The following is a 23522-nucleotide window of genomic DNA, read 5'->3' on the forward strand; positions in this document are numbered from 1 at the left end:
TGGTAGTAACACTGTCAGTTTATGAGTCGCGGCCATAGACAGCGCTTGTGGTAACTTCATGCCGCCTCCTTGCCCTTCGGCGCAAAGAACAGTGCGACGGGGCCATCTTCGGTGTCGTGAATACTCAGCAAGAATGAGCCGGCCTTGTCGCAAACGGGGTGCCAGTCACTGATATCGGTGTCGCCCTCGTCAAAGTAGCGCTCGATCTGATCTTCAGGCGCATCGAGTTCAAACCAAATCGCCACAAACTCGCCACCGTTTTCGGCCGCCCATGCTTCACACTCTGCGCGTGTTACCCCTTCATCCCACTCGGGCAAATCGGGATGGGTCCAATAACCTTCTTCACGTTCTACAGTTGCTGCTTGTATCGGGTTCATGCTGCTTCTCCTTTTATCCTGAGTTTTGATTCTGCGTTGAGTGCGAATACTTCGGCGTCGGCTTGGCCGAAGTCGCTGCACTCGATGGCGTTAAAAGACTTACAAATGCCCCAGCCGTGGTAATTGTTTGGGGTGTACTTCACTTCGATTTGTTGCTGATCGCACATCAAGGTGGAGTAGGGCTTAGATAGCGTGACCACGCCATCTTTGGTGCTAAACGTATTCATGCCGCCTCCTTGTTTTGGTTACCGCTTGTTTGGCTGACTGGCGGATGGCAGGGCAGTCGCATTGGGTGATATCGGTACGAATACACTATGGTGCGGCTAATGCCCTTGGCTAAGTTGGTTAAGCCGTTGCCCAATGCTTGCCAGTACAGGCAATCTAACGCGCCCAGTGCCAGCGCGATTTTGATGCTGTCGCCCGTTTTGGCCTTGAGTAACAGGCTTAACTTATGGCTGCGGTAATGATTTAGCAGATGGCGAAACGCCGCTGATTGAGTCATTTAGGCCACCTGCTTAGGTTGCAAAGGGTTCGATTGCAAATGAGTTAATTGCAGCTTGGCCCAGTCGATGGCTTTAATGGCCTCGACCTTGGCGGCGATTTGCTCCAATTTCTTTTGCCCGCGCATAAAGTTCGACAGTTCAATACCGTGGCGAGCCGCCGCACGTTCGGCGGGCAGGGCGCTGGTGTAATGCAGCGTTAACGCGGCAATCACCTCGGGCGAACTAATGCGTGTGAGCGACAGCAATAACGCAATGCGCTGCTTTGATTCAAAGCCGGGGAGTAAGTGGTTCATACGCTATTCCTTCCTTTTGAATCAGCAGGGCTAAGCTGCGGCTTCGCCGTTAAACACCACCAGATTGATGATGGGTTTCTTGGTTTTGGGGTTCACCTTGTCCGAAAGCTTGTGATAGCGAATATGCACATCGCGGTGGGCTTCTTGGGTCATGGCTAACACGATATATTGCTGGCACAGCGCGGGCGTCGATAACGAATGCGACAGGCGTTGTGGCTTCATGGTTTCAAACAAGTGCTGCGCCATATCATTCAACTTAGCTTGGTACTCGTCGGGGCTCAGTTGACGGCGGTTAGGGTGCGCGCCTACTGAGGTGCTGCACTTTTTGGCCGCTTGATTTTTCGCTAAGGTCATGGACACGCCGTAAACAAAAAACATAGATACCTCCCCACTGAGCCGCTGATTACGCTAAGTTGATTTGATCTTGCTTGGCGGCGTCGCGTTGCTTGTCGAGGTATTCGGCAAGGTCGGTGACATTGACCATCCAAGGCGCTTTGTTGCTGTTACTGGTGCGAAAGGCGGCTAAGGGCAAGCGGCCGGCTTTGGCATAGTTGGCCGCGGTACGCGGTTCGAGGCCAAAATACTCTTTGCTGATTTGATCCAGTGGCACTATCACTTTGTTGAACTGGGCCATAAGCAAAAACGCGGTGTTGATGCCGTTCATGTTGGTTGCTCCGCTTGGGTGAGTTGCAGCGGATGCACGTTAGTGGCCGCCTGTTCGTTACGCCACACCATCACCTTGCCGTACAAGCCTTGTTGGGGCTCGGTAAAGCGCAGGCAGAAGTTGAGCCCGAGTTCGCCCGTGTGACGAATGAACTGGCGGTAAAACGCAGCGCTTGGGTGGTGATAGGCAAAATGCTTGACCAGTTCGGCGCATCGGACTTGCACCCGTGGGCAATCCATTGGGTCTGCGTGGCCCTTGGCCAGCGCCATCAAGCAGGCAAAACGTATTGCCACCAGTAGACGAAACTCATCGCGTTGCTTAGGTGTGGTGTGAACTTTCGCTAGAATCATTTCCTTGTCCTCGGTAGTGGGTACAGGGTAAAAGATAAGTTAACTTATCTTTGTCGTCAAATGAAAAGTTAACTTATTTTGAGTATTTTGTTTTGATGGTTTTTTGAACGAGTGATAATGAAGGGTAAGCGATTGAACTAAGGAGGGTTTATGGTGGTACCTAGATAAGGCTATTTTTAATGAGTAAGACCGATTGCTCTTTTATGCCCAAAAGCTTCTTAGCACTAGTTTAGTGAATCGAAAACTGACGAATTAGTTGCCTGCAAATTCTCATCTATTCACCCTGCTTTTATTTATTCATCATGAGTGACAGAGAGTGTATTGGTATAAATTTATATTAAAATAAGTTAATTTGTGCGAGCAATATCTCAATAGTCAGAGTATAAATTCATTTAAAATCAATTTATTATGTAAATTTGAGCTTGGAGTACAGGTTTGGTAAAATACGCATGAGCATTTCACTGAATGGTGTATTAGATCAAAATCTGATAAGTTCTTTACAATACAATAAGTTATAAAATTGAGTTTTACTGGTATAAAATGAGGTAAACGCGTATGCGAACTAAGAAAATGCTCAAGCTATTTATGCTATGTAAAGGCGTTGTTGTCTAAACATATAATCACCAAAAATGTGCCATAAACAGCAAAAGACTTGAATATACAAATTGGTACAGCAGCTGTTTGTCTGAAACCTGCACTCTCTAGTTAGATTTTGTAAAATGATTTTAAGTAACAAAGCCCTATTTTAATAGCGCATAAATACTAAGAAATTATACAGAGTGAGCACTTAATTAATTCAAGACATTTATAATGGAAAGTAAAAAATGGCTATTAAAAATCAATCAAATAGATTAACAAACCAACATAAGTTATCTCAAGGTGTTGTTGGAATTTTCGGGGATGATGCTAAATCGCACGATGTTACAGTCGGAGAAATATCTAAGTTAGTAATGGAATCGCTTAAGATAGAGTATCCTAAAATAAATTTTCGATATAGAACAAGCATAAAGAAAGATGAAATAAATGAATCCTTGAGAAAAGTTGATCCTGAATTAGGTAAAACTCTATTTGTTTTAAATTCAAGTATTAAGCCTGATGGTGGGATAATTGAAGTTAAAGATGATAACGATGAATGGAGAGTTGTTCTTGTTACAGAAGCTAAACACCAAGGTAAAGATGTTGAAAACATTAGGCAAGGAATATTAGTCGGAACAAAAATAAACCAAGATCTAATGGCTGCCGGTAATGCTATAGAAAGGTCTCATAAAAACATATCAGAAATAGCAAATTTTATGTTGGCTGAAATCCACTTTCCATATGTGTTATTTTTAGAAGGTTCAAATTTCCTAACTAAAACTATTTCAATAATAAGACCTGATGGACGGGTTGTGAATCTTGAATATAATTCAGGTATGTTAAATAGGCTTGATAGGTTGACGTCTGCTAATTATGGTATGCCGATAAATAAAAATTTATGTGTGAATAAGTTTGTCAAGCATAAAGACAGAACAATTATGCTTCAGGCTGCTTCTATCTACACTCAGGGCGTGGGAGAAAAGTGGGATAGAAATGAAATGTTTGAGATAATGCTAGAAGTTTCCAAGAGTTCACTAAAAGCATTGGGTCGCGATCTTTTTACACAGATTACAACCAAATAAAAGTCTTTTGTGTATCGATAATATATAGATAGGTTTCCAATGGCAAGAAATGCATCAAATAAGCTTTTGCAAAATGCAAAGAAGTCCAAAAGCGATGAGTTTTATACACAGCTTTGCGATATTGAAAGTGAATTAAAACACTATAAGGCTCACTTCAAAGATAAAGTTGTTTTTTGTAATTGCGACGATCCCAAAGTTAGCAATTTCTTTAAATATTTTTCCAATAACTTTGAAAGCTTAGGAATAAAAAAGTTAATAACATCTTGCTATCAGGAGCAAACAGGAGAATTATTTAAGGAAGAAACCAAAGGAAAGGGTTTTTTCTATGAATACGAAAATACAACTGAAGATAAAAAAGAGATAAATAGTCCAAGAGTTATCAATTTTATGGGGGATGGTGATTTCCGTAGCCCTGAAAGTATAGAACTTATAAAAAAAGCAGATATTGTAGTTACAAATCCGCCGTTTTCTCTTTTTAGAGAGTATGTAGAACAGCTTGTAAAGTATGATAAAAAATTCCTGATAATTGGAAATGTAAATGCGATAACATATAAAGAGATATTCAAGCTAATCAAGGAAAATAAGGCTTGGCTAGGAATAAATCTTGGTAGAGGAGTTTCTGGGTTTATTGTTCCTGAGCATTATGAACTTTATGGTACAGAGGCTAGAATTGATGAGTCAGGCAATAGAGTTGTCTCTCCCAATAATTGTTTGTGGCTTACTAATTTGGATACTCTTAAAAGGCATGAAGATATTCAACTTAAAAATAAATATTATGGTAACGAAGATCAGTATTCAAAATATGACAATTACGATGGAATTAATGTAAATAAGACAAAAGACATACCAGCTGATTATGAAGGGGCTATGGGTGTACCAATAACATTCCTTCATAAATTTAATCCTGAGCAGTTTGAGATTATAAAATTTAGAAAAGGGGATGATGGAAAAGATTTATCTATCAATGGGAAATGCCCATACTTTAGAATACTAATTAAAAATAAAAGAATTACAACTGAACTTAACTGATATGAAACGCATGTAGCAGAACTTTTTTGCTACTCTTCAAACCAGTTGTTAATCTGGGCGTTAACTATAAATTTCCTTTTTGTTGTTTACTTATCTTCCATTTTTTAATCACTCTACACCAGACTGACCCACGCTGGCCACAAAACAGACCGATTTCGCCCCGTATCTTCCTTCCAACGGGGCTTTTTACCCTAGAATGAATCAAATCTCCAAAGAACGGATTCATACACATATATGCTTCTGTTAAGTCCCATTGTGACTAGTTATGTCGAGCGTTGATTATTTTGTAGCCCAAAGAGGTATTGCTTATAGAATAGTTAATCCGAATCTGGCTAATAAGGGTAATTGTTGAATAGGCTTATACTCAAAAAATGTTGGAAAAGCTATTTTCGTGATGCTGTCGCTTTTGCACCACTGTCATATCAAGACTGAATACCAAAACACCTTGCCGATCACTTTAATGTTTTTAAGTTGTTCGTTATTGATGTGCTCGTCTGGCCACTCATCCGTGTTGTAGCTGCGTAGACGCAGGCCACCACCGGGGAGTTTGTAGAGCATTTTGACGCGCATCATGCCATCGTGGTTAATGGCATACATTTTACCGTCAATGATCTCAGTGGCTGAGGTATCAACACCCACCGTTGAGCCGTGGGGTAATACAGGTTCCATACTGTTGCCATTCACTTTGACACAGGCCGCATGATCTGTGTTTACGCCTTGACGCTTAAGGCTGCTTTTGGCAAAGCGTAGCTTAGGGCCTTTGTACTCAACACCTTCTACAATGCCTTCACCAGCCGAGAGTTCGATATCCACGTAAAAGGGGATTTCAACTTCATCATCGCCTAGTGGACTATCGTTGTCCCATAGGTCAAAACCGCCAGCCCATTCTGCATTAGATTCAGGTTTCACAGCGATTTGCCCATTTAGAAGCCAGCTGAGATCACATTTCAATGATTTCGCTAAAGCAAATAAATTTGCGCCCTTTGGGGCTGTCTCATCTTTTTCCCACTGAGTTACTGCAACAGCAGAAACCCCAACTAAAGCACCAAGTGCTTTTTGGGTGATACCTAATTCTTTACGCTTTTCGCGTATGCGCTGACCGAGTGTTTTCATGTAAGTGATCTTATCTTTTGTTGACATAAGTTTCCTTTCTTTCTATTGTGTAAGAAAACTTATTTGCCCAGTGTGGAGATCAACCCATGACAAAAGATGATGCCGTCAAATTTTATGGTTCTCAAACCAAGCTCGCTCAGGTTTTGAACATCAAACCTTCTGCAATTAGTCAATGGGGTGATGACGTTCCCGAACTCCGCGCGTATCAAATCGAGCGCCTAACTGATGGCGCACTCAAAGTTAATCCCGTCGTTGTTTTAGATAATCCTAAGCCTGTAAGTGTGGCTTAGGTTCACTGTAGGTTGAAGGAGGACAGAACACATGAAAACCCATTCACGTAAAAAAGATAGCCGCTTGAATTTGTTGATGAAAACGATTCATCGAGTGTTGGAGTTACCCAAGATGACACGCTTTGCGCTGGCGATTGATTTTGTTGCGGCGGTAGAGCGCCTTGGGCTAAGCGAGGTGTTAGCGGCGGAGGGCATTAGCTTTGCGAGCAGTCAAGACGTGCACAACGATGCGCGGATTAATGCCCAAAAGCTGTTCCGTTGGCTCGGCCAGTACGAGGGCCAGCATCCACAGGCGGATCGCTTGTTTCATGTTGAGCAAGCACTGGTGGCGGCGCTGCCTGAGCATTTGCGGGTGCAGTATCTCAACGATGTGTTTGGTTGCACTGGGGTGACGGTCATTGCCGACCGCATGAATGATGGCCATGTGTTGCATGTGGCCGATATGGCTGCATCGCTCACCAAAGAGAACGCCGAGGCGCAAGTGGCGGTGATCCATTTGGGCTATGAGCCCAAGCGCGAGCAGTTAGTGGCGGCGCACCGCGAGTTAAAAGAGTCGGCGGCGACTACGCAAGCGAGCATGGCGGCGTTAGAGCTGGCGTATCCGTATTTAGCTAGTCACGGTGGCAAGGCGGCGCAATTCGCGGCCGAGAAGTGATTGGCATGTTGATTAGCAGTAAAGATAAGAAAGCCCGCTAGAGCTGTGGAGGCAGCGGGCTTAATACCTAAGTTAGGCAACAGCATGTTACGTAACGATGGGCTTTGGGTCAATTGTCGGTCTTGATACCACGGCTTAAGGCATGCAAGGGGGCGATATGTTTGATCCTGAATGTTTGATTTGTTGTTTAGAGGGCGCCGCCGTGTGTTCGGTGCATGGCTATGTTGCGAATCGTGATGATGAGCCTGTTACGCCAGAGCTTGCGGATTCTATGCGGCGAGAGGAAGAAGCGGCCGATCCAAAAGTAGCGTTATTGGTTGCTCAGGCTAACGTGCTGATGATGCAGGCGGCAGCCTTGAGTAAAAACATCTTACCCATGTGCAAAGTTGATTTATGGCGTGAGTTAGCGACTTTTTACGGTTTTAGCACGTTGGATAATTTTAGCCGTGCGCAGGTTGGCCGCATTGTTGAGCTGTTGCGTGCGCAACCCGAGTTAGAGGCGTTAGATAACGTTAGCTTAGTGGAGATCGCCAACAAAGTGGTGAGTCGGGTGATTTTAGGTGATGAAGGCACCTTGATGTTACCGCGGGTGTGCGTGGATTGGTTTTTGGGTTACTTGCAGATGGAAGAAATGCGCGCCGAGCGTTCGATTGAGGTGACGCGGATTGACCCCGTTAATCAGGCGAAGCATATCAAGCGGCGCGATATTTATAGCCAGTTACGGACTAATTTGGCGCGGGATATTTATCACTTGGATGGCTGAGTATTGATGACGTGACAAAACATAAAGGGTTGAAGTTGAAATAAGAAAGCCCGCTAAAGTTTGGCGACTGAGCGCGGGCTTAATACCTAAGAGAGGCGATTACATGTTACGTATACATGATGATTTCGTCAATTTTGTGCTGGCTGTCGCGCAGTTAGGCGGTGGCTTATGAGTATGGAATTGATGGTAAAAGCGATGAAGGCCAAGGTGGGTAATCCACTGCGTAAGCTGGTGTTGATTAAGCTGGCCGACAACGCGAACGATAATGGTGAGTGTTGGCCGAGCCATCAGCATATTGCTGACCAGTGCGAGATTGGTCATAGCACAGTGAGAAAGCATATTGCGGCCTTGGTTGATATGGGTTTTGTGACGATTAAAAATCGTAAGGGACCTAAGGGAAATTTAACCAATATTTACACGATTTCAATCTGCTACGAGGTAGCACCCCCTGTGCTAGCAGATAGCACCGAAGGGGTGCCACCAGATAGCATAGGTATGCCACCAGATAGCACACCCCCTGTGCCACCAGATAGCACCGGAATCTATCACTCTTTTGAACCTATCAAGGAATCTTTAAAAGATAGTTGTCCAGCAACGAGTGCTAAGTCGGTTTTCAATGCGTTTTTCAAAGCGTACCCAGCCCATCGCAAAGGCGGGTCGGATTCGGCTGCGTGGAAAGTGTGGAAGGGTGAAAAGCTGACCGACGCCGATTGTGTGTTGGCGGTGAGCTGGTTGAAGGATGCTGCGGCGCTGGATGCCAGTTGGGGCTTTAGCGCTAACGGCCAGTTTGTGTTGGGCATTACCAAGTTTATCCGCGAACGCCATTGGCTCACGCCGTTGCCAAGACCGATGGCCGCCGCCGTTGGGCAAGTGGATTGGAGCTATGCGGTGTATGACCCTGAGGACCCCTTGATATGACTGCCAAGCAAAATACGAGCATGAAATCACTGCAGACCTTAATCCGCCAGCCGCTGGTTGGGCAGGGCGCGCGGGTGACACAACCTGAGCCGACGGCAATGGACATGGCGATTGTGGACAGCGTGTTTAGCAAGTTGCGGGTGTTGTTTCCGGTGAGTGCGCCACGGCCTGAGGACGAAGCGACCCACAAAGGCGAGTGGCTTAAAACTTTGGCTGCGCAAGGGATTGCGAGCCGCGAACAAGTGCAAGCGGGGCTAAATCGCGCGAGACGCGAGCAGGGCGATAGGCAGTTTTGGCCGACACCGCGCCAGTTTGCTTTGTGGTGCCAACCGACGGCCTGTGATTTAGGGCTGCCCAAGTTGGAAGCGGCGTTTAAGGAGGCTGCGCGCCATTACCATCACCCTGACAAGCATACGTGGAGCCATGATGTGGTGCGCTTAGCGGTGCGCGAGACAGGCAGTTGGATGTTTGCGACTGGGCTCGAAAAGGATGTGTTAATGACGTTTGAGCGCAATTACAAAGTGTTGTGTCGGCGCTTTAGCCGTGGCGAGTTGACCGATGTGGAATTGCCAAAGGCATTACCTGAAACGGTGACGCGGCCGACTGAGGCGGCAAAGGCGAAATCGATTATTGCCAATTTACGGGCAAACCTAGGGCTTAAGGGGGCAAACGATGGCTGCTAGCGGGGTTGAGATTGGTAAGTTGAACGATGCCGCGCTGCGCCGTTGGTTACGTGGCGGTTTGACGCGGGACTTTAGGGACCCGCAGTTTCCTGAGCTGCGTTTACGGGCGACGGCGGATAGGACGAAGGCGAGTGTGCATTTGGTGATCAATGAGGGCGATAAAACGGTTTGGAAGAAGCAAGGCGTGTGGCCGAGCATGTGTATTAAGACGTTTTTAGCGGATTTACCTGTGATGCTGGCTAAGCGTAGTGCGGGCGCGGATGTGTTGCGCGGTGAGTTTGCGACTGTGACTGATTTGCTGTTGTGGTATGGGGATTATTTGGATGGTAATACGACCTTAAGCCCGAGCTGGCGCGATAACTGTAGGTCGATTATGCGTAAGCAGCTGCTACCTAAGTTGGGGGATGTGGCCTTGGCTGAGTTGTCGTTTTTGGTGGTGGATAGTGCGTTGGTGAAGCTGATGCTGAATGAGGGTTATGCGCCGCATTATATCCGTTTAAGTGTGAATGTGCTTAAGCGGGCGTTGAGTTTGGCGGCTGATTTTAGGTTGTTATTGCTTAATCCTCTGATGGGGTATCGAGTGACGATGAGTTTAACCTTATCACCTAAGCCTGATACGCGCTTGATGGAGTCGGACTTAGGGCCGTTGTTTGTGGCGTTGCGGGATGCATTTATGCCGGTGGCGATGTTGTTTATGTTGATGCTGATGTTTGGGACGCGCATTGGTGAAACCCGTTTGGCACGATGGGAGCATTTTGCGGGTGAGTTTTGGTTTATTCCTGCGGCGAACGCGAAGAACCGCCAAGAGCACCGGCTACCGTTAACGCCTACGGCTAAGGCGTTGATCCAGCATTATTTGCAGTGGCAGCTTAAAAATGTGGGTAAGCGGGCGTTTTTGTTTGCGGGTGATGTGGGCGCTATTAGCCAGCGCACTGCGCATTATTGGAGTGAGACGATTCGGTTTAAGGAGTTTACCTCGCATGATCTGCGCAAGCTTTGCCGGACGATTATCCAAGACATGGGCGTGGATACTATGGTGGGTGAGCGGTTGCTTAATCATGCCTTGCCTGTGCTTTTGCGTACCTATGTTCATTCGACTTTGGATAAGGGCATGTTGAGTGCGCTTGATGCGTATCACGCGCATTTAATTTCGCTCGGTTTTAGTGAGGTTGCGCCCGAGATAATCCCTAGATCGTCTGCGAATGTTGGGAGTGCTCAAACCCTTGGTGTGAGTGGGTGGCTGTGATGATCGTTGCATCAGCCTTACAAGAGTATGCAATGGCACTAAATAAGGTGGTTTTATGAGTCATCCAGCTGCAAAAATTCTAAAAACAGGCAGGGCGATTAAGGGGCTTTCTCAGGACGAAGTGGCGGCGTTTTACGGGATAAGCCGCCGAACGTATCAGCGTTGGGAGAATGGCAAAAGTAACGTGCCTTATAACCACCTGCGCTCAATAGTGGATGATGTATTCCATTTATCGATAGAGCAGATCACGGAGGTGGCTAATGCGAGTATGTGATGCGCAAGAGCAGGTTATTAACATGAAAGCCCTTCGTGCTGGGCTCAATGCCTGGGGGCGCTATTGGGCGTTCCAAGAACTCGGTAAAGGTTTCACTAATCGCAGTGCTTGCGATAAGTTAGGTGAGGTGCAAGTTTATGGATGTGCGTTGGTTAGGGAGTTGAGCGTTCCTAAGCAGGTGGTCCAGTTCGATAGGATGATTGAGCGGTTATCACCAAACTGTATTCGGGCGATTCGCACCTGTTACGTGTGCAAAGGCCAGTGGGCATTGATGGGGTTCGACAGTAAGAAGTCGTATGTGTATTGGTTGAGAAGAGCAGAGATTCAATTAGCAAAGTGAGGTGGGTGATGGAGCAATTCTTTTTGTTTGGTGATTTAGAAACGGGTGGACTGAACGGCCGCTTAGACAATGGGATGCTGGGTATGGAGTATTACCCTATCTTTGAGCTGGCCTTTATCGTGACTGATAGTGAGCTAAACCAAGTGGGTGAAGCGCTGCACGTTGTTGTGCATCAAGACGATGAACACATTGCAAGATCACATGAGTGGGCGCTTGATGTGCATACCAAGAGTGGGTTGTTAGCTGCTGTTCGTGCCTCATCAGTATCATTAGCACAGGCTGAGCAGATGGTTATCGAACACCTGAAAGCACTGGGAATACCTAAGCATGACCGTAAAGCTAAGACTGGTGTGGTGTTTGCTGGTAACTCAATCATGCTTGATCGTTCGTTTATCATGTGCCAAATGCCTGAGCTTCATGAGTACATGCATTACAGACAGCTAGACATATCAGCATTAGGGCTCGCAGCTAGAGCTTGGGCGCCAGAGGTTGAGCGTAATGCGATTAAGGCTAAGCAGTATCAGCATGAAGCCTTAGCTGATATTCGGGAGTCGATAGCGGAACTCAAATACTATCGCGACGAGTTGTTTGGTTGTGAAATATCATCTTTGTCAATAGGTTAGGCGCGGCTTGTTCAAATGAGAATGGCTATCATCAGAGCTAAATGCGACCTATTATCATCACGGGTCCTTCCGGCTGCCTTCACTGCGGGGGCAGTGACGCGCAATGCTTCACTACATATGAGAATTTTGGGGAGGTTGGTTGTTGTTTTATGAGCCCCCTAAAACACCCTTCCAACACTCGCTTAGAAATCCCTACTAACCAATTGATATTTTTCTGAAAATTGTTTGTAATGCATGTGCTGTTATTGGCAGATCGACAGGGATCTTATATACCAACTTTTGATCCTCTTGGTGTAGTTGAAAATCAATTAAGGTATGCAGGTATGCAGAATTTATTGTCAGGTGACGTTTCGTGGCTAAATGCCTCAGCAGTAATATTGCTGATGCTTCCAATTGTTAAGTTATTATCATCACTATATTTTGAAAAGCACAAAATTAATCTTAAGAAGCTTGAGATTGCTCAGTCAGTTTTAAGCGGTAATCTCAATAAGCCCAGTATTAAGCAAAGGTATCTTACCGAGCAAATTTTCACATCAATTTATAAGTATCGTTTTTCATACAATGAAATTAATGTGTTACTTAAATATATAAATCCTAGTCAAGCTTTTGATTTATATATAAAAGCTGGCCATTTTCTTGAGTTATCCAATAAGATGAACTCATTTAGATTGAACAAGCATTACTGGCGTATATCAACTCGTTACTTCTCGGTATATCCACATAACTTGTATCTGATGCTTAGATATTTTGTGTGTGGTTTCATTGGTGTAATAGTGTGGGCTATGGGATTTAACCTATTGTCTAAAAACGATTTTGTTAATGGGCTTTTTAATGATTGGGGCTATATGCCAGTTTGTTATTGGGTATTTTTGGCTTTCATCGGAGGAATTGGTTTTTTTGCTTTTGCGTTTAAATCTATAGCTTTAGTTGGCGGAATAAATAAGGCTTTCACTTTTATTGATATGAGTGACAAGTCACTTAAGTGATAAGTAAAATGATAAATCCTCTGTGATTAAGTTTTCACGTATCACATATTTACAAATTCCGAAACGACACTTTTGTCGCTTTTAGCGACACTTTTGGCGCTTTCAAGGCCCTTAAAATCGAGTACATTTGTATACGCTTGCTAAGGTTACATTTATTCAGTCGCACGTTATTTGTCTGCCAAGGGCTCCTTTTAGGGGCCCTTTTTATTTGGCGCTATTTCTTGTTCGCAAACATCCAAATGGCTGTTCGTTAGCTAACCCCCCCGCTGAAAAAAAGCGGCCGCTGCAATGGTGGTCGTGGTGGGTATGTGTTGCCGTGGTGTTTGACATGATCGCTACGGACGTTGAAAGACACTAAAAACATCAGCTGTTAGAGGCGGCTTACCTCACCGTTGATCTAACTGTTGGCCGCGCTAAGGCTAACCTCATTTTAAAGGAGACTGACCTATGTCATTAAAGCAAAAGCTCGTGGCACTGGGGCTTTCTTCTGCTGTCGCGCTGGCTGGGGCTAATTTGATAGCTCCCACCGAAGCGCCGAATGGCGAGCCCGTTCTGCACACCTATCTTGATCCGGTGGAAGTTATCACTGCCTGCTTTGGCCACACTGACCCCGAGCTTGAGATCAACCAGTTTTTTAGCGAGCAGCAATGCATTGAAATGTTCGCCAAGGATTTAGGCAAAGCCGATCGGCAGCTGCGGCGGCTAACGTATCCGGTGCAACTTACCGAAGGTGAACACGCTGCTTATCTCAGTCTGATTTATAACTTTGGTGCGGGTAACTTTCAAACCTCCACCTTGCGCAAATTGTTACTGCGCGGCGAACGGGTGGCTGCATGTCATCAACTCACTGAGGCTTGCGGTAAACACGGCTGTAATGGGTTTGTCTATGCGCGTGACATCAAGCAGCCTGGCTTAGTCGAACGCCGCGCAAAAGAGCAATCAATCTGCTTAAAGGATTTATATGTGGAACAAAATCATTAATGCCACGGGCTCGCTGCACCTGTATTTGATTGCTGCGCTCATCATAGTGATAACGCTACTTGGCCTTAGCCTTACCGCTGTTAAAGCTGACCTCGCGTTAAAAAACTCGCAGATTGAAACGGCCGCCGTTAACCAGCGCATGCTGCAAGATGATCTCACAGTCGTTACCGATGAACTGCAAGCGCAGGCCATCGAACGTGACAGGCTTGCTAAGGATTACGCCTTTGCCTTAGCGCTCAATGAACAAACTGCTAAAGCCAAGGCTGAGATTGATCGCCAGCTTGCCGATCAGCGAGACGCCATTAAAAAACTAAGGACCTCAGCCAATGAACAAACCCGAAGTTGGGCTAATACTGCTGTGCCTGATGATGTTAAGCGGCTGCTCAAGCACGCCGCCTATTGCGCGCACCGTAGTCACCAAGCAGACCCAATATGTGTTACCGCCGCAATCATTAATGAGCCAGTGCCTGCCAGCCGAATGTGACTTTTTACAAAAGAATGGCGCAAACGCCGACTTAGCAGATTGCCTCGCGCAGCAGCTGGCGGTGATCGATAAATGCGATACCGATTGGCAAACCCTCGAAAAATGGCGAACGGAAAAACAGCATGAACAATCCATACATTAATGATGTGACCACTCAAAAATCGCTGACGTTTAGCGCTTATGTATCGTCGCTCATGAGCACAATTGGAGGTGCGTTTACGTTGAATGAAATCGCCATTTTGCTCGGGATATTCTTCGCGCTCGTCACCCTATTAGCCAACGTTTTTTATCAGGAGTTGCGCCGCCGCCGTGAGCAACGTCAAACAGATAAGGACGAACTACGCGCCCAAGAGTTACACCGAGCGGAGATGCAGCTGAAAGCAGCACTGTTAAAACAGGTAGATGAACACCATGGCACGCATTCAACCATCACCACCCGAGCCTGTTCTACTGAGTAAAACCGACCTATGCAAAAGCCTTGAGATCAGCACCCAAGCGTTTGATAAGTGGGACGTGCCAGTGCACAGCAAGCGCGGCCGCGTGAGTTTATACAAAATGGCCGATGTGGTGGGTAACAGACTTGCCAACGAGCGCAAAAAAAACATCACTAAACCCGATGAAGATGATCCTGATGCGCCAAATATCGACTTCGAACGCTGGCGCTTAACCCGAGCCCAAGCTGACGGCCAAGAGCTTAAAAACGAAAAAGACCGTAAAGAAGTGGTCGAAGTGCTCTTTGCCACCTTTGTGCTAAATCGCATTGCAGCGCAAATTGCCCCAGTGCTTGATCAAATACATATACGGGTAAAACGAAAATTTCCCGACATTCCAGAACGCACAATCGACGCTATCAAAGCGGAGGTAATTAAAAGCCAAAACACCGCCGCCGATCTCGCGGAGGGCATTGAGGGTTTATTAGATGAGTATATCGGCCGCGCAGATTAAAAATCTGAAAGCCGCCGTTGCTGCTGGGCTGCGTTCGTTCTATCGCCCACCCATGCTCACCTGTTCTGAATATGCCGACGAGCACTTTTACATGTCGTCGGAGTCCTCTTACACCGAGGGCAAGTGGGAAAGTTTACCGTTTCAAATTGGCATTCTTAATGCCATGGGTAACGACCAAATCAGCACGCTTAACTTAATGAAGTCAGCGCGTGTCGGTTACACCAAAATGCTGATGGCCAACGCTGCTTATAAGATTGAGCACAAAAAGCGCAACGTGTTGATCTATCAACCTCGTGATGGTCAAGCCAAAACCTTCATGAAAAAGCACGTTGAAACGGCGATTCGTGATATCCCTGTTTGGCGATCGCTTGCGCCTTGGATGGGGCGCAAGCATAAAGACAGCACGCTAGAAGATAAGATTTTCACCAACGGCAAAACGCTGATGGTGCGCGGTGGTACAGCTGCAGCGAACTATCGCGAAATCTCCACCGATGATGTGATCTACGATGAGCTAGCGGGTTTTGATGAATCCATCGAGCACGAAGGTAACGCCACATCGCTCGGTGATACTCGTATCGAACTGTCGATGTTTCCTAAGTCGATCCGCGGTTCAACGCCTAAAGTGCTCGGTACCTGCCAGATTGAAAAAGCCTGCAGCGAATCACCGCACTATTTTAGGTTCAACTTGCCTTGCCCACACTGCGACGAACTGCAGGATTTAAAGTGGGGCGGCCCCGAAGAACCCTTTGGTATTAAGTGGCGCAAGAATGAGAAGGGCGAGCATGACCCAAGCACCGCATATTACCTATGCGAGCACTGTGGTTGCTGCATCGAAAACAATCAGCTCGACGATATGGAGCTGCACCCAAGCGCGATTTGGATATGCGAAAACACCGGCATCCGCACTAAAGACTTTTTAGACTTTTATGATGCCGACGGAAACGACATCACCACGCCGCCCAATATCTCGATTCATATCTGGTCGGCCTATAACTCGCTTAACAGCTGGGCAAAACTGGTTACTGAGTTCTTTAAAGCCAAAGGCGATAAAGAAAAGCTGCAAACCTTCGTCAACACTAAGCTAGGCCAACCGTGGGATAACGACAACGGCGAACGCTTAGAGTGGGAAGAATTAGCGAAGCGCCGCGAAATGTACCCCAATGGCAAAGTGCCTAATTGGGTAGTGTATTTAACCGCAGGTATCGACACCCAAGACGACCGTTATGAGGGCCGCATTTGGGGTTGGGGCGCAGGTAAAGAGGCGGCATTAATCGACCGCTTTATTTTATACGGCGACCCAGCAAGCCAAGTATTAAAAGACAAAGTGGCCGAGCGTATCGCCAAAAGTTATGCCCGTGCCGATGGCGTTGTGCTGAATATCGGCATAGTGGGTTGGGACTCTGGCGGCCACTACACCGATGACGTTTATGCTATGAGTAAAAAGCTTGGGCTAATGCGGGTGATCCCGCTTAAAGGCGCCAACGTTTACGGCAAGCCGATCGCCAACTTCCCCCGTAAGCGAACCGCCAAAGGCGTTTACTTAACGGAGGTCGGTACCGACAACGCCAAAGAGTTGTTGATGTCAATGTTGCGGATTGCCCCTGATGTGGATGTACGAAAGCCTGGTGCGATTCACTTCCCGCTAAATGAAGCGGTATGTGATGACGTTGAGCTGCAACAGCTCACCAGCGAACGCAAGGTGCCGGTGCGCCAAAACGGGCGGATCATCTATAAATGGGACAACCAAAAGCGCCGCAACGAGGCGCTAGACTGTTTCGTTTACGCCTTGGCCGCGCTGTATATCGCGATAGAGAAATTCGGCATCAATCTCGACAAGCTTTCACAAGTTACCCCGATCGCCATATCAAGCGACCAACCCAAAGAACCAAAACCCAAAGCCGCAAAACAGGCCAATGCAAATGCTGCTTACCTAAACGGTGGCGGTGGTGGCAGTTCTGGCGGTTGGCTGTAGTTAATGCCAATAAAGCCAAGGATAACAGCATGACCCAAACCCAATGCCAACAGATGATCGATGCGTACTTTCAGGCCGAGCTTGATGTGTTAGCAGGCAAGCAAACCACGATCAACGGCAAGACGATGACCACAGAGGACCTAGGCGAAATCCGCAAAGGTCGGCTTGAGTGGGAGCGCCGTTTAAATGCCTTTAGCCGCCCACAGGGTGGCGTCAAGTTAGCCAGCTTTAACTAATCAAGCCGCATTAATAAGGCACTTCTAAAAATATAAGTCGGAGCAACACATGAGCATTATCAATGATGCGCTGGCGATATTTGCCCCGCGTTTAGCATTACAGCGTGAAGCGGCCGCAATGAGCTACCGCAACCTGAAAGGGTATGAAGCCGCCAGCCCAAGCCGCACGCATCGCGCTAAAAAGGAAAGTCGCGGGGCTAACCAAGCGGTATTTGCAGCAGGTAAAAGCCTGCGTGAGCAAGCGCGCTGGTTAGACGAAAATCATGATCTCAGTATCGGCATTCTCGACCGGATGGAAGAACGGGTGATCGGTGCCCAAGGGATTGTGGTTGAACCGCAGCCGCGCAGTATCAGCGGTGAAATCCTTGATGACTTAGCCAACGATATTCAACGCCGTTTCGGTGCATGGTCGCTTAAGTGTGATGTGACGGGCCGCTTTAGTCGCCCTGAATTAGAGCGTTTGGTGTTACGTAGCGCCCTGCGTGATGGTGATGTGTTCGGCCAGCATGTTATAGGTAAAGTGGCTAAGTTCGGCCACCCCAACGAGCAAGGCACTCAATACAGTATTGAAGCCTTAGAAGCCGACTTTATCCCCTACGAGTTAAACGAACCAGCAAAGCGGGTACGCCAAGGGCTTGAGGTTAACGGCTGGGGCCAAGTGGTTAACTATCACGTATTGCTCGATCACCCTGCGGATCAAGTTGGCTTTCGCTACAAAACCAAAGTGATACCCGCATCGAGCATGATGCACTTAGGCTTATTTAAACGCTTGCACCAGCTGCGTGGCGTGTCGTTATTCCACGGCATTTTAACCCGCCTTGGCGATATTAAAGACTATGAAGAATCCGAGCGAGTCGCCGCAAGGATTGCCGCCGCGCTGGCGTTTTACATCAAGCGCGGCGATGCCGCCATGTTTGTTCCTGACTCAAGTGGTGAATCGTCAAGCCGCGAAATCCCCATTGCACCTGGCATGACCTTCGATGATCTCAAGCCCGGTGAAGATGTGGGCATGATTGAATCAAACCGCCCTAATGTGCACTTAGTTGATTTTCGTAACGGCCAATTAAAAGCCGCCGCAGCCGGTACCCGTGGCAGCTATTCCAGCATTGCCCGTGACTACAACGGCAGTTATTCAAGCCAGCGCCAAGAGCTGGTTGAGCAAGACGAATCCAACCGCATTATGCAGCAGTGGTTTTGTGCTGGCTGGTCGCGGCCTGTATTCCGCAATTTTCTCAAAATGGAAATGCACAACAAGCAGGACCCATTAGTGCTACCGCCTGATCTCGACATGCGCACCTTATTTGATGCCGTGTACTACGGGCCCACCATGCCATGGATTGACCCACGCAAAGAGGCCGAAGGCTGGGAAATGATGATCGCTGCCAACGTCGCAACCGAGGCCGATTGGACTCGCGCCCGTGGCCGTAATCCTGCAGAAGTAAAACGCCAGCGTAAGCGTGAGGTGGATTACAACCGCGAAAACAACATGGTCACGGCCAATGACCCCGACCCCTCGCTAGGAGATCCTAACAGTGAAAAAGACCCCAATAGCATCAGCAATGCTAAGCGCAATGCTGCCAAGCGGAGCGCTGAGCGTGCCCGTCGCAACGCTGAACCAGAGTAATAAACCCGCCAATAGCTGGTATAGCCTCAAAGCCCAAAACGGTAATGCCGAGTTAATGATCTATGACGAGATTGGCGGCTGGGGCATTAGTGCGCAACAGTTCGCCCGTGATCTACAGGCCCTAGGCAAAGTGGGCACCATTACCGCCCGTATTCATTCGCCAGGCGGCGATGTATTCGAAGGTATGGCGATTTACAACATGATCAAAGGCCATCCAGCGCACAAAGTTTGCTACATCGATGGCCTTGCTGCTTCGATGGCCAGTGTGATTGCCATGGCTTTTGATGAAGTCATCATGCCTGAAAACGCCATGATGATGGTGCATAAGCCTTGGGGCGGAACTCTCGGTGATGCCGAAGATATGCGCAAATACGCCGACTTGCTCGATAAGGTTGAAGGCAATTTAGTGGGCGCCTACCAACACAAAACAGGCTTGTCAGAAGATGAACTCCACGCCCTGTTAGCGGCTGAAACTTGGCTAACTGGGCGCGAAGCAGTGGAAAAAGGTTTTGCCAACACCCTCACCGATCCGCTGCAAATGGCGGCATCACTTAATTCAAAACGTCTTAAGGATTTTACTAATATGCCTGAAGCTCTCAAAAACCTGTTTGCACCGCAGGGTAACAGTGCTCCCAACCCACTCGTGCCAGCACCAGCAGCACCTAATGCTCAGTTGCCTGCGCCTGCAGCAACACAACCTGATACCACTGCTATTCAAGCGGCTGCGATTGCGTTTAATACTGAGCGTATGAACGGTATCAATGCGGCATTTGCTTTCTTTCCTGAGTTAGCCGAGTTACGTAATCAGTGTATTGCCGATGCCAACATCAATGCTGATAAAGCCAAAGACATGATCTTGGCAAAGCTGGGTGAGAACACCACACCGTGCGCCGTGCAGCCTAAAAGTGTCATTATTCATGCCAGCAACGGTAACATCGTGGGTGATTCAATTCGTGCTCACTTAATGGCTCGCGCTGGTTATGAGAAAGCCGAAGCATCAAACGGCTATACCAGCTATAACTTGAAAGAGTTAGCTCGAGCTTCACTGGGTGATCGCGGTATCGGCATGGCTGGGCTTAATCAAATGCAAATGGTCGCATTAGCGTTTACTCATAGCTCAAGTGATTTTGGCAATATCTTGTTAGATGTGGCTAATAAGTCAGTGTTAAAAGGTTGGACTGCTGCGCAAGAAAGTTTTGAGCGCTTTACCCGTAAAGGCCAGCTTAGTGACTTTAAAGTCTCTAAACGTGTTGGTTTGGAAGAATTTGGCAGCTTACGAAAAGTCCGTGAAGGTGCTGAATATAAATATATTACCCTTGGTGATACAGGTGCAGATATTGCACTAGCGACCTACGGTGAAATTTTCTCTATCACCCGCCAATGTATCATTAATGATGATATGACAGTGTTGACTACCATCCCTGAAAAAATGGGTGCTGCAGCGAAAGCAACGATTGGCGATTTAGTGTTTGCTATCTTAACTGGTAACCCGCTGATGGCTGACGGGAAAAACCTGTTCCATGCAGACCATAAGAACTTAGGTTCAGGCGTACCCAGTGCGGAAAGTTTAGCGGTATTGGCTGAGTTGATGGAAAGCCAAACCACAGGCGGTAAAACGCCAAGGGCACTAAACATCATGCCTGAGTTTGTTTTATGTCCACCTAATCTTAAACGTACGCTGACTCAGATCATTAAATCGAGCTCAGTAAAAGGTGCTGATATCAATGCAGGTATTGCTAATCCTATGCAAGATTTTGCGGAAGTGATTTCAGAGTCTCGTCTGAAATTAGTTAGCGATAAGGCTTACTACTTAGCCGCTGGACAAGGTAATGACACCATCGAAGTAGCTTATCTCGATGGCATCGACACGCCTTACATCGAACAGCAACAAGGCTTTACTGTTGACGGCGTAGCCACCAAAGTGCGCATCGATGCGGGTGTGGCTCCACTTGATTACCGTGGCTTGGTGAAATCAACAGGCGTGTAATTGTCGCAAGTTAACTGGTATCTCCACTGTTAAAAATGGCTATCAATCGATAGCCATTTTTCTAAGTCTTGATTTAAAGATAGGAACACTCTCATGAAAAATTATGTGCAAGATGGCAAGACCATCACGTTCACCCCAACAGTTGTTGTGACTAGCGGCGGGGCATTGTTAATCGGCGCCTTGCTGGCCGTTGCTTTAGCCAATATCCCTGCTAACACGCCTGGCGAATTTATTACTGAAGGCGTTGTTGAATTACCCAAAGCCAATACAGCTGATATCGGCCAAGGCGATGATGTGTATTGGGATGATACCGCTAAGGTGATCACTGCTACTGCGACTGATAATACGCGAGTCGGTAAAGCGTGGCTGGGTGCTGGCAATCCATCTACCAGCGTCTGGGTGAAGATCAATGCCTAACGTTGGCAACAACTTTGCCGAACGCGTGCGGGGTAAAATGGTGCGGCTATTTCAGCGTTTGGCTGATCCGTGCCTTTTTACCCCAAGCGATGGCTCCGCGCCATTTACTCGCCTGGTGAATTTGGATGATAACGGCGCTGAAATTGCGGCCTCGTCTAATGAATATATTCCCGAGCTAATCAGTCGTGCCGAGTTTTTACAATCCGAAGGGGCGGTAAATTCAGGTGATGAGTTTGCGCTAGGTGAGGGCACTAGCGTCCAGCAAGGACGACTCACCCAAAGGGTAAGCATGGATTCAGTCAGCGTGACCTTTATCTATATTCCGCTTGAGGCCTAGCCAATGGCACGCATAAAGATTGAAGGCATGGAGGCGGTAACAAAGGAACTGAACCGTATTCGTGATGCACAAGCGCCAGCGATTAATCGGGCGATTGAGGACTCGGTAAAGTTTGGTGAAAAAGCGGCAGTCGATGCCATTTTTGCTCGTTATGGTTTCCGTTCCCGCAGTTACATTGAGCAGCATTTGTCTGTCAGTTTTGACCCACGCAGTTTAAAAGGGTTTATCACCGCTCGTTATCGTGCCAGCACATTAACCCGTTATGCCAGAGCCTTAACCCGAACCGGAAAGAACGGCGGCTCTCGGCCTGACGGTCACATGATCAGTGTGCTACGAAATCAACCTACTTGGTTTAAAGGCACCTTTACCTTGATTGGCCGCAATGGCAATCAAATCATGTTCCAACGCCACAAAGGTGATAACAGTTGGCGCAAACTTAAAGGACAAAAAGCGATGTACGGCCCTTCAGTGGCAGGCAGTTTTAGCAAGATCCGCGACGATATTGAGCCGCCGATTATTGCTCATCTGCGAAATAAATATGGCCAGTACGCTAATCGTTAATGCCTAAAGGATAAATACCGAAAGGACAGTCCCATGATCCAAGCAATTTTAGACCGCCTCGCGCTGGTTGACGGCGCCACTGTGCGCGAAGGTTTTTATGTGCAATCGGTCGCATCTGAAAAGAAGTTTATCTTTTTGCAGCCATTCACTGATGAAGCTGGTTCGGTAAATGGTCGCGATAATTACCGTGATGATTTGGTGCTGCAAGTGGTAGCGGGTATCAATCTAACCAAGTCAACCAACCCGACAGCCGATCTCATTAACTTGGTTCGCGCCATTCGCAGTACGTTCTATAAAGATGAACGCAATACCGAAAAACCCAGCTGGTTGCCCTCTGTGATCAGCTTTAAAGAGTCTGAGCCCTGCAAGTACATCATGCCCGAAGCCCATGAAAAACATGGCCTAGCGGTTATCACCCTATCCCTTGTTAATACCGTTAAATTTGGAGACTCACTATGAGTGAAACAGTAACCGAAAGTTACATCGGCTCAGGCATCGTTTACGTTGCGGGCCGCGATGTTGGCAATGCCTCAGGCGTTAAAGTTGCCATTGAACAAGATACCAAATCTCAACCAAACTACCGTGGTGGCGGTGGCTATGCTGCTGAAATTACCAAGGTAAAATCAGTAAAATTATCGTTCACCATGAACGATTTTAGTAATGCCAACATGGCGATGGCACTGCGCGGTAAAGTGGAAGTGCTCACTGCGGGTGCAATCTCTACCCCTGAGTCCATTACTGCTGTGTTAGATGGCTTAGCCGATACAGCCTTTATGATTGATACCGTCGTTGCTGCGGTTGTGACCGATGCAGCAGGCACTACTACCTATGATGTTGATGTTGACTATGTAGTCAGTGCTGGCGGTATTCGTGCGCTATCGAGCGGTGCTATCACTGAAGGCGAAGCGCTTAAAGTGACTTACACCAAAAAAGCCGGTAACGCGATGCAAGCATTAACCGAATCCGGTGCCGTGGTGCCTGTAGTGATTGATGGCGTAAACGATGCCACAGGTAAACCGTGGACATTGAAGTTCTTCAAGTGGAGCCCAAGCCCTACCGCAGGCATGGACCTTATCGGCGATGACTTCGGTTCGTTCGATATCGAAGGCGCGGTGTTAGCCGATCCGTCAATCGTTGCCACGGGTAAGTCTAAGTTCTTCGTTCGTAGCGCAGCATAAGTCTAAAGATTGTTCCCAATAGCCCACTGCATGTG

The 23522-nt window shown here is 47.3% G+C and carries 33 protein-coding genes; 25 read left to right on the plus strand and 8 right to left on the minus strand.

The features are described from left to right. Positions 1 to 56 precede the first annotated feature (56 nt). Genes Q4Q57_RS14870 through Q4Q57_RS14900 form a run of 7 tightly spaced genes read right to left on the minus strand, consistent with a single transcriptional unit; the run spans position 57 to position 2187 of the window. Positions 57 to 377 (minus strand): hypothetical protein, encoded by a 321-nt coding sequence (locus Q4Q57_RS14870; protein WP_311891242.1) that lies wholly within the window; start codon positions 375 to 377, stop codon positions 57 to 59. Continuing rightward, positions 374 to 604, minus strand: a complete 231-nt coding sequence (locus Q4Q57_RS14875; protein WP_012586784.1) for a hypothetical protein — start codon at positions 602 to 604, stop codon at positions 374 to 376. The genes Q4Q57_RS14870 and Q4Q57_RS14875 overlap by 4 nt, the downstream gene beginning before the upstream one ends. Next, positions 601 to 879 (minus strand): hypothetical protein, encoded by a 279-nt coding sequence (locus Q4Q57_RS14880; RefSeq protein WP_311891243.1) that lies wholly within the window; start codon positions 877 to 879, stop codon positions 601 to 603. Before Q4Q57_RS14880 ends, Q4Q57_RS14875 begins: the two co-directional genes overlap by 4 nt. Next, positions 880 to 1173, minus strand: coding sequence for a hypothetical protein (locus Q4Q57_RS14885; protein WP_311891244.1), 294 nt, complete (start codon positions 1171 to 1173; stop codon positions 880 to 882). Positions 1174 to 1203: 30 nt separating this feature from the next. Continuing rightward, positions 1204 to 1551: a hypothetical protein gene (locus Q4Q57_RS14890; protein WP_011847795.1), complete on the minus strand. Its 348-nt coding sequence runs from the start codon at positions 1549 to 1551 to the stop codon at positions 1204 to 1206. A 25-nt stretch (positions 1552 to 1576) separates the two neighbouring features. After that, a complete protein-coding gene (locus Q4Q57_RS14895; RefSeq protein WP_011847794.1) occupies positions 1577 to 1837 on the minus strand; it encodes a pyocin activator PrtN family protein in 261 nt (86 codons plus the stop codon). Further along, a complete protein-coding gene (locus Q4Q57_RS14900; protein ID WP_311891245.1) occupies positions 1834 to 2187 on the minus strand; it encodes a hypothetical protein in 354 nt (117 codons plus the stop codon). Before Q4Q57_RS14900 ends, Q4Q57_RS14895 begins: the two co-directional genes overlap by 4 nt. Positions 2188 to 3011: 824 nt before the next feature. On the opposite strand from Q4Q57_RS14900, the gene Q4Q57_RS14905 reads away from it, so the two are divergent. Then, a complete protein-coding gene (locus Q4Q57_RS14905) occupies positions 3012 to 3845 on the plus strand; it encodes an EcoRI family type II restriction endonuclease (RefSeq protein WP_311891246.1) in 834 nt (277 codons plus the stop codon). Positions 3846 to 3884: 39 nt separating this feature from the next. After that, positions 3885 to 4874: an adenine-specific methyltransferase EcoRI family protein gene (locus tag Q4Q57_RS14910; RefSeq protein WP_311891247.1), complete on the plus strand. Its 990-nt coding sequence runs from the start codon at positions 3885 to 3887 to the stop codon at positions 4872 to 4874. A 417-nt stretch (positions 4875 to 5291) separates the two neighbouring features. Here the strand turns inward: Q4Q57_RS14910 and Q4Q57_RS14915 are convergent, their stop codons facing one another. Next, positions 5292 to 5987 carry a helix-turn-helix transcriptional regulator gene (locus Q4Q57_RS14915; RefSeq protein WP_311891265.1) on the minus strand — a complete coding sequence of 232 codons (696 nt, stop codon included), beginning with the start codon at positions 5985 to 5987 and terminating at the stop codon, positions 5292 to 5294. 86 nt (positions 5988 to 6073) lie between these two features. Here Q4Q57_RS14915 and Q4Q57_RS14920 point away from each other — a divergent pair, with 86 nt between their 5' ends. The 23 genes from Q4Q57_RS14920 (at position 6074) to Q4Q57_RS15030 (ending at position 23487) form a co-directional block, all read left to right on the plus strand. Further along, positions 6074 to 6277: a Cro/CI family transcriptional regulator gene (locus Q4Q57_RS14920; RefSeq protein ID WP_311891248.1), complete on the plus strand. Its 204-nt coding sequence runs from the start codon at positions 6074 to 6076 to the stop codon at positions 6275 to 6277. Positions 6278 to 6308: 31 nt separating this feature from the next. Then, the gene (locus Q4Q57_RS14925; protein WP_311891249.1) at positions 6309 to 6932 is read left to right on the plus strand and encodes a hypothetical protein; all 624 of its coding nucleotides are present in this window, start codon (positions 6309 to 6311) and stop codon (positions 6930 to 6932) included. Positions 6933 to 7089: 157 nt separating this feature from the next. Then, on the plus strand, positions 7090 to 7695 hold the full coding sequence (locus Q4Q57_RS14930) for a hypothetical protein (protein ID WP_311891250.1): 606 nt from the start codon (positions 7090 to 7092) through the stop codon (positions 7693 to 7695). A 168-nt stretch (positions 7696 to 7863) separates the two neighbouring features. Then, positions 7864 to 8613: a helix-turn-helix domain-containing protein gene (locus tag Q4Q57_RS14935; RefSeq protein ID WP_311891251.1), complete on the plus strand. Its 750-nt coding sequence runs from the start codon at positions 7864 to 7866 to the stop codon at positions 8611 to 8613. Continuing rightward, a complete protein-coding gene (locus tag Q4Q57_RS14940) occupies positions 8610 to 9296 on the plus strand; it encodes a replication protein P (RefSeq protein ID WP_311891252.1) in 687 nt (228 codons plus the stop codon). Before Q4Q57_RS14935 ends, Q4Q57_RS14940 begins: the two co-directional genes overlap by 4 nt. Continuing rightward, the gene (locus tag Q4Q57_RS14945) at positions 9286 to 10542 is read left to right on the plus strand and encodes a tyrosine-type recombinase/integrase (RefSeq protein ID WP_311891253.1); all 1257 of its coding nucleotides are present in this window, start codon (positions 9286 to 9288) and stop codon (positions 10540 to 10542) included. Before Q4Q57_RS14940 ends, Q4Q57_RS14945 begins: the two co-directional genes overlap by 11 nt. 55 nt (positions 10543 to 10597) lie before the next feature. Beyond that, the gene (locus Q4Q57_RS14950) at positions 10598 to 10816 is read left to right on the plus strand and encodes a helix-turn-helix domain-containing protein (protein WP_012088273.1); all 219 of its coding nucleotides are present in this window, start codon (positions 10598 to 10600) and stop codon (positions 10814 to 10816) included. After that, entirely contained in the window at positions 10803 to 11156 is a 354-nt protein-coding gene (locus Q4Q57_RS14955) for a hypothetical protein (RefSeq protein WP_012196674.1), read from the plus strand. The genes Q4Q57_RS14950 and Q4Q57_RS14955 overlap by 14 nt, the downstream gene beginning before the upstream one ends. Before the next feature lie 8 nt (positions 11157 to 11164). Next, positions 11165 to 11779, plus strand: coding sequence for an oligoribonuclease (orn, locus tag Q4Q57_RS14960; protein ID WP_311891254.1), 615 nt, complete (start codon positions 11165 to 11167; stop codon positions 11777 to 11779). A 245-nt stretch (positions 11780 to 12024) separates the two neighbouring features. Then, the gene (locus Q4Q57_RS14965) at positions 12025 to 12765 is read left to right on the plus strand and encodes a hypothetical protein (RefSeq protein WP_311891255.1); all 741 of its coding nucleotides are present in this window, start codon (positions 12025 to 12027) and stop codon (positions 12763 to 12765) included. A 447-nt stretch (positions 12766 to 13212) separates the two neighbouring features. Beyond that, entirely contained in the window at positions 13213 to 13746 is a 534-nt protein-coding gene (locus Q4Q57_RS14970; protein WP_311891256.1) for a lysozyme, read from the plus strand. Next, positions 13727 to 14230 carry a hypothetical protein gene (locus tag Q4Q57_RS14975; protein ID WP_311891257.1) on the plus strand — a complete coding sequence of 168 codons (504 nt, stop codon included), beginning with the start codon at positions 13727 to 13729 and terminating at the stop codon, positions 14228 to 14230. The genes Q4Q57_RS14970 and Q4Q57_RS14975 overlap by 20 nt, the downstream gene beginning before the upstream one ends. Positions 14231 to 14352: 122 nt before the next feature. Continuing rightward, positions 14353 to 14688, plus strand: a complete 336-nt coding sequence (locus Q4Q57_RS14980) for an HP1 family phage holin (RefSeq protein WP_012586805.1) — start codon at positions 14353 to 14355, stop codon at positions 14686 to 14688. Beyond that, the gene (locus Q4Q57_RS14985) at positions 14642 to 15175 is read left to right on the plus strand and encodes a terminase small subunit (protein ID WP_263179662.1); all 534 of its coding nucleotides are present in this window, start codon (positions 14642 to 14644) and stop codon (positions 15173 to 15175) included. The genes Q4Q57_RS14980 and Q4Q57_RS14985 overlap by 47 nt, the downstream gene beginning before the upstream one ends. Further along, entirely contained in the window at positions 15150 to 17147 is a 1998-nt protein-coding gene (locus tag Q4Q57_RS14990) for a terminase gpA endonuclease subunit (RefSeq protein WP_311891258.1), read from the plus strand. The genes Q4Q57_RS14985 and Q4Q57_RS14990 overlap by 26 nt, the downstream gene beginning before the upstream one ends. A gap of 29 nt (positions 17148 to 17176) precedes the next feature. Then, entirely contained in the window at positions 17177 to 17383 is a 207-nt protein-coding gene (locus tag Q4Q57_RS14995) for a hypothetical protein (protein ID WP_106649468.1), read from the plus strand. A gap of 49 nt (positions 17384 to 17432) precedes the next feature. After that, on the plus strand, positions 17433 to 19007 hold the full coding sequence (locus tag Q4Q57_RS15000; RefSeq protein ID WP_311891259.1) for a phage portal protein: 1575 nt from the start codon (positions 17433 to 17435) through the stop codon (positions 19005 to 19007). Next, positions 18916 to 20994 carry a ClpP-like prohead protease/major capsid protein fusion protein gene (locus tag Q4Q57_RS15005; RefSeq protein WP_409438195.1) on the plus strand — a complete coding sequence of 693 codons (2079 nt, stop codon included), beginning with the start codon at positions 18916 to 18918 and terminating at the stop codon, positions 20992 to 20994. The genes Q4Q57_RS15000 and Q4Q57_RS15005 overlap by 92 nt, the downstream gene beginning before the upstream one ends. Positions 20995 to 21087: 93 nt before the next feature. Then, positions 21088 to 21411, plus strand: coding sequence for a DUF2190 family protein (locus Q4Q57_RS15010; protein WP_012088284.1), 324 nt, complete (start codon positions 21088 to 21090; stop codon positions 21409 to 21411). After that, a complete protein-coding gene (locus Q4Q57_RS15015) occupies positions 21404 to 21748 on the plus strand; it encodes a hypothetical protein (protein WP_311891260.1) in 345 nt (114 codons plus the stop codon). The genes Q4Q57_RS15010 and Q4Q57_RS15015 overlap by 8 nt, the downstream gene beginning before the upstream one ends. Before the next feature lie 3 nt (positions 21749 to 21751). Further along, positions 21752 to 22309, plus strand: coding sequence for a hypothetical protein (locus tag Q4Q57_RS15020; RefSeq protein ID WP_311891261.1), 558 nt, complete (start codon positions 21752 to 21754; stop codon positions 22307 to 22309). A gap of 33 nt (positions 22310 to 22342) precedes the next feature. Then, the gene (locus tag Q4Q57_RS15025; RefSeq protein WP_012586813.1) at positions 22343 to 22768 is read left to right on the plus strand and encodes a hypothetical protein; all 426 of its coding nucleotides are present in this window, start codon (positions 22343 to 22345) and stop codon (positions 22766 to 22768) included. After that, positions 22765 to 23487, plus strand: a complete 723-nt coding sequence (locus tag Q4Q57_RS15030; RefSeq protein WP_311891262.1) for a hypothetical protein — start codon at positions 22765 to 22767, stop codon at positions 23485 to 23487. Before Q4Q57_RS15025 ends, Q4Q57_RS15030 begins: the two co-directional genes overlap by 4 nt. The last annotated feature ends 35 nt before the right edge of the window (positions 23488 to 23522 follow it).

It is taken from the genome of Shewanella sp. SP2S2-6 (assembly GCF_031931965.1).
Taxonomy (GTDB): Bacteria; Pseudomonadota; Gammaproteobacteria; order Enterobacterales; family Shewanellaceae; genus Shewanella; species Shewanella baltica.

Bases quoted from the DNA above. Each gene is read 5' to 3' on its own strand.
- Q4Q57_RS15010 (WP_012088284.1), top strand. From the start codon at position 21,088: ATGAAAAATTATGTGCAAGATGGCAAGACCATCACGTTCACCCCAACA.
- Q4Q57_RS14895 (WP_011847794.1), bottom strand. From the start codon at position 1,837: ATGAACGGCATCAACACCGCGTTTTTGCTTATGGCCCAGTTCAACAAA.
- Q4Q57_RS14875 (WP_012586784.1), bottom strand. From the start codon at position 604: ATGAATACGTTTAGCACCAAAGATGGCGTGGTCACGCTATCTAAGCCC.
- orn (WP_311891254.1), top strand. From the start codon at position 11,165: ATGGAGCAATTCTTTTTGTTTGGTGATTTAGAAACGGGTGGACTGAAC.
- Q4Q57_RS14975 (WP_311891257.1), top strand. From the start codon at position 13,727: ATGTGGAACAAAATCATTAATGCCACGGGCTCGCTGCACCTGTATTTG.
- Q4Q57_RS14930 (WP_311891250.1), top strand. From the start codon at position 7,090: ATGTTTGATCCTGAATGTTTGATTTGTTGTTTAGAGGGCGCCGCCGTG.
- Q4Q57_RS14925 (WP_311891249.1), top strand. From the start codon at position 6,309: ATGAAAACCCATTCACGTAAAAAAGATAGCCGCTTGAATTTGTTGATG.
- Q4Q57_RS14980 (WP_012586805.1), top strand. From the start codon at position 14,353: ATGAACAATCCATACATTAATGATGTGACCACTCAAAAATCGCTGACG.
- Q4Q57_RS14970 (WP_311891256.1), top strand. From the start codon at position 13,213: ATGTCATTAAAGCAAAAGCTCGTGGCACTGGGGCTTTCTTCTGCTGTC.
- Q4Q57_RS14890 (WP_011847795.1), bottom strand. From the start codon at position 1,551: ATGTTTTTTGTTTACGGCGTGTCCATGACCTTAGCGAAAAATCAAGCG.
- Q4Q57_RS15030 (WP_311891262.1), top strand. From the start codon at position 22,765: ATGAGTGAAACAGTAACCGAAAGTTACATCGGCTCAGGCATCGTTTAC.
- Q4Q57_RS14920 (WP_311891248.1), top strand. From the start codon at position 6,074: ATGACAAAAGATGATGCCGTCAAATTTTATGGTTCTCAAACCAAGCTC.
- Q4Q57_RS14935 (WP_311891251.1), top strand. From the start codon at position 7,864: ATGAGTATGGAATTGATGGTAAAAGCGATGAAGGCCAAGGTGGGTAAT.
- Q4Q57_RS15000 (WP_311891259.1), top strand. From the start codon at position 17,433: ATGAGCATTATCAATGATGCGCTGGCGATATTTGCCCCGCGTTTAGCA.
- Q4Q57_RS15025 (WP_012586813.1), top strand. From the start codon at position 22,343: ATGATCCAAGCAATTTTAGACCGCCTCGCGCTGGTTGACGGCGCCACT.
- Q4Q57_RS14985 (WP_263179662.1), top strand. From the start codon at position 14,642: ATGGCACGCATTCAACCATCACCACCCGAGCCTGTTCTACTGAGTAAA.
- Q4Q57_RS14995 (WP_106649468.1), top strand. From the start codon at position 17,177: ATGACCCAAACCCAATGCCAACAGATGATCGATGCGTACTTTCAGGCC.
- Q4Q57_RS14955 (WP_012196674.1), top strand. From the start codon at position 10,803: ATGCGAGTATGTGATGCGCAAGAGCAGGTTATTAACATGAAAGCCCTT.
- Q4Q57_RS14885 (WP_311891244.1), bottom strand. From the start codon at position 1,173: ATGAACCACTTACTCCCCGGCTTTGAATCAAAGCAGCGCATTGCGTTA.
- Q4Q57_RS14940 (WP_311891252.1), top strand. From the start codon at position 8,610: ATGACTGCCAAGCAAAATACGAGCATGAAATCACTGCAGACCTTAATC.
- Q4Q57_RS14910 (WP_311891247.1), top strand. From the start codon at position 3,885: ATGGCAAGAAATGCATCAAATAAGCTTTTGCAAAATGCAAAGAAGTCC.
- Q4Q57_RS14900 (WP_311891245.1), bottom strand. From the start codon at position 2,187: ATGATTCTAGCGAAAGTTCACACCACACCTAAGCAACGCGATGAGTTT.
- Q4Q57_RS15015 (WP_311891260.1), top strand. From the start codon at position 21,404: ATGCCTAACGTTGGCAACAACTTTGCCGAACGCGTGCGGGGTAAAATG.
- Q4Q57_RS15020 (WP_311891261.1), top strand. From the start codon at position 21,752: ATGGCACGCATAAAGATTGAAGGCATGGAGGCGGTAACAAAGGAACTG.
- Q4Q57_RS14945 (WP_311891253.1), top strand. From the start codon at position 9,286: ATGGCTGCTAGCGGGGTTGAGATTGGTAAGTTGAACGATGCCGCGCTG.
- Q4Q57_RS14905 (WP_311891246.1), top strand. From the start codon at position 3,012: ATGGCTATTAAAAATCAATCAAATAGATTAACAAACCAACATAAGTTA.
- Q4Q57_RS14915 (WP_311891265.1), bottom strand. From the start codon at position 5,987: ATGAAAACACTCGGTCAGCGCATACGCGAAAAGCGTAAAGAATTAGGT.
- Q4Q57_RS14990 (WP_311891258.1), top strand. From the start codon at position 15,150: ATGAGTATATCGGCCGCGCAGATTAAAAATCTGAAAGCCGCCGTTGCT.
- Q4Q57_RS14950 (WP_012088273.1), top strand. From the start codon at position 10,598: ATGAGTCATCCAGCTGCAAAAATTCTAAAAACAGGCAGGGCGATTAAG.
- Q4Q57_RS14870 (WP_311891242.1), bottom strand. From the start codon at position 377: ATGAACCCGATACAAGCAGCAACTGTAGAACGTGAAGAAGGTTATTGG.
- Q4Q57_RS14880 (WP_311891243.1), bottom strand. From the start codon at position 879: ATGACTCAATCAGCGGCGTTTCGCCATCTGCTAAATCATTACCGCAGC.